The organism is Tardiphaga sp., assembly GCF_044340795.1.
Lineage (GTDB): Bacteria > Pseudomonadota > Alphaproteobacteria > Rhizobiales > Xanthobacteraceae > Tardiphaga.
In genome coordinates, this window is the sequence record NZ_JBIISY010000405.1 from 1 (window position 1) to 3,404 (window position 3,404).

Annotated in this window: 3 protein-coding genes; all 3 read left to right on the top strand. The window is 55.7% G+C overall.

Translation table 11 applies throughout. From position 1 onward, the window contains the following. Positions 1-234 precede the first annotated feature (234 nt). Positions 235-1,017 (top strand): hypothetical protein, encoded by a 783-nt coding sequence (locus tag ACIQ17_RS32310; RefSeq protein ID WP_398473640.1) that lies wholly within the window; start codon positions 235-237, stop codon positions 1,015-1,017. Beyond that, on the top strand, positions 1,014-3,059 hold the full coding sequence (locus ACIQ17_RS32315; protein ID WP_037516073.1) for a site-specific integrase: 2,046 nt from the start codon (positions 1,014-1,016) through the stop codon (positions 3,057-3,059). Before ACIQ17_RS32310 ends, ACIQ17_RS32315 begins: the two co-directional genes overlap by 4 nt. Next, a partial coding sequence (locus ACIQ17_RS32320; protein WP_398473641.1) for a hypothetical protein occupies positions 3,056-3,404 on the top strand: 349 nt, incomplete at its 3' end. The genes ACIQ17_RS32315 and ACIQ17_RS32320, both read left to right, overlap by 4 nt.

Below are 3,404 nucleotides of genomic sequence, written 5' to 3' on the forward strand. Positions count from 1 at the left end.
GCGCCCGTGTGGGGGGAAGCTACGTCCGGGCTACGCCCGGCCTCCGCTTCCCCCCACACGTCATCTACGATGTCGCTGACCCTTCAACTGCGATGTCGCTGTGCACTCGGAAAGCGCATTCACGTTATCGAAGCGACCATTCGGGACAAGTCTAGCGGACTTAGCGCCCAGGAGCGCATGGCCCTTCGCCAAACTCTGCCTCGGCTTCGTGACCTTCAGAACAGGGCCTGGCTCGTGGTCCAAGATGATGGCTCGATCGCCGAACTGGCAATCGACTGGCCCACTCTCAACGCAGCTCTCGCCACATCCGGCGTCAAGCGCTCAAACGGGGATCCGGTAAAGCTAAGTCAGGGTATGACCCGCCGGGCTTGGGCAATCTTCGCGTACGAGAAGTCCGGGGCCAATCTCATCCTGACGAAGATCGCGCTAGGCCACAGCGATTTCGCCTCCTTGATCACCTATATCGCCAATCAAAAGCGACGGTCTAGGCATCGTCGTGACTGGCTCGATCTGGGCGGAGCACTATTGCGGCAATTCCAGACTGGTCAGTCGACTGCTCCCGATATCATCCGAAGCTTGGTTTCCAGCGGCCGCCTAACGGAGGAAGAGGGTGGCACACTGGCGTCAGGCACCTCCATATCCGCCCAAGGCATGCAGTGCTCGGATCCAACAAAGCCGGATGCCCATATCGACCCATCCCACCGACACGGAGAGATGTGCACTGTGCAGAATTGCTATGATGGGTGCAGTCGGGCTTACCCCACATTTGATACAGCAATCTATGTGGCGCGAGAAATATCCCGGCTTGAGCAGCTCAAATCCTCGATTGATATCATTGCATGGACTGAAAGCGACTATGGGGAGCGGCTCGAGGCAGCCGAAGAAATTTTCAGGCAGTACGCGCCCAAGGTGCAAGCTGATGCCATCAAGGCAGTAAAGGCGCGCCCGCCTCGGCCAATGTTTGGCACCGCCTCCGTAGGCGCCCGAAGGCTAGCTAATCGAGGGATCGTAGCATGAAGATCGACCTCTTTCTGGACTATTGCCATGAGGTATTCCTTCAGGAGGAGGCATTAGCGCTCGATAGACTATCGGACGCAAATCTGGCTATCCCAGAAAACGCAATCATCACCCTACCGACTGCTACACACCCCGGCAGCAAAATGAGCGACGATGATTGGCTGTGGCCAGAAGAATTGATGCCACATCTTCAACCATCCCAACGCAGCATTTGTCATCGCCTACCCTGCGACCTGAGAGCGCTGGGAGGCGATGGACTGCTAAACACGATCAAGCGCTTTCTTGTGCTATCGATGGTGGCGCCGATCAAGAACCCTATTCGCTTGCCTGGACTGAAAGCGAGACAGAGCGTTCTGAACGAGTTTGCTGGCGATATGATTGCTCGTGGAAAGTTTTCTTTTGCGTCACTCAGCGCCACTGATTGGGATGAATTGCTCGATGCAGCGTCGAAGGGGCGTAAAAAGCATACCACTAGACTATTGACGCACCTGCAAGGGCTCGCTGAATATGGGCGCCGAGGCTTCATTGCTGACTACCCTGGACAGTCTCTTCCATCGGCAGGCAATAGTGGAGGCGACGCCTTTATCGCCGATGATATTTCTGATGCCTTCGATGATCACGAGAATTACTCCAATGAAATCGAAGCTCCTCCCAGTGATGTAACATACCTCCCTTTATCTGACAGATACGTCACGGAAATGGGTCGTCGGTGCTACTTCTACCTGAATGAAATCGGTCCCAATCTCGCCACCATTTTCGAAAATCATCCAGATATGGAAGAAAATCGCGCAGAATGGTTTCCTCGCGGACGAAAAGGTGCGCCGAAACCCCAGACTGTACGATTAGCGCGCACCGAGGCGTGGAAACAGAAGCTCGCGGACTTCAAATGGACTAAATCTGATGGGTCGCCGCTCACTGAAATACCATTTACTTGCGATTGTCTAGTGTTCCCGCCGACAAAATGGGACGAGCTTGAACGTCTGATCAGCCGGCACGTTGACTCAATTTTACACATTCTTCTATTGCTGTCCGGAGGACGGAAGAGCGAAGTCCTTTCGCTCAAGCGCTCGGTCGTTTTAAGGGAAGCTGGCACGGTGGACGAGTTTGGCATCGTCGAAGGCCGGACGATGAAACCGTCTCGGACCTCCCTCGGCGATAAACGGAATTGGCCTATACCCGCGCAGGTCGTCGGCTGGCTCAAAACTCAGGCAAAATTGGCGGAAGTGCTAGGGCCGCGTGACAGCGACGGTTTCTGGTGGAGCATGAGCGGAACGAGTGCTGGCGTGGCCCGCATCAGCCCCCACTATCGTTGTACCCAGTTCGCAGAGCGACACGGCCTAGCCCACCTTAACGATGGTACAGCACATCCGCATCGGTACCGAAAAACGATAGCCCGACTCGCCTTGCTGGCTCTCACCGGCGCTCCTATGCTGGTCATGGAAATGTTCGGTCACTCCGACATTATGACGACCATGCGCTATCTGTTGGCGGACCCGGGTATTCTCGCGGACTTGCGTGAAATGCTCGGCGAGCGTCGAGTCGAAGTCGCCCTCAACATTGTCGAGGATCTCGACCGGAGTGCCGGACCTGCATCGGCCACCCTCCGGTCCCAACGAGACCGCTTCTTTGACGAGCTGAACATCCCTTTCAACGAACGGGCCCAACGCGTTACCCTCATGCAGTTCGTGACCGCGAAGCTGCTGGATGGCGCAATGGACATTAAGATTATCTATCCTGGCGTTGTTTGCATTCGAGCATTGGAGCAGACGGGTCTTTGCGCAGTTGGCGGTCGCCAGATCGATCCCGCAGCATGCCAATCCAAGTGCCGCTTTCGCTTGGACCTGTCGCTCCGGATCGACGAGGTCTACGAGACTATTGAGGACCTGTTCGACCACTACCACGAGGCCATCGTGGACAAACTCGATTTGCCGCGGAAATTCTTCGCTGCTCAGATCCTCGATCAAGTTGAAATTTTTCCTGAAATCAAGGATCACTATCGCAATGATGATCGCTTCCTTGCCCTGATCAGCAAAGCCGCATGAGCGAACCAGAACTGTCTTTGCAGCAGGCCAATGCGGCGGCGCAACGCGAGAAAATTAGGCGGAAGCTCTCCGCGACGATCGTCCAGATTCGGCGCGAAATTAGAGGGACGGCGGACGCATTGACAGGGCGCTGCCGCTACATTGTCGATCGAGGTGATGGGCCGAAGCAGTTCAAACTATCTAGGCGTGAGGTACTTCGTCGCGCCGACGTAGACAAAAACACTCTCAACAGGCCGTATCACAAGAAATCCCTTCGCGCCGTCGATCGCTTGGTCTCATGGGCAGCAGAAAGGTGTGCAGATCGTGCAAGACCAGCCCCGGTTGCTCACGATGATACGGGAGAAG

Coding starts and splice junctions, on each gene's coding strand:
- ACIQ17_RS32315 (WP_037516073.1), top strand. CDS start 1,014: ATGAAGATCGACCTCTTTCTGGACTATTGCCATGAGGTATTCCTTCAG.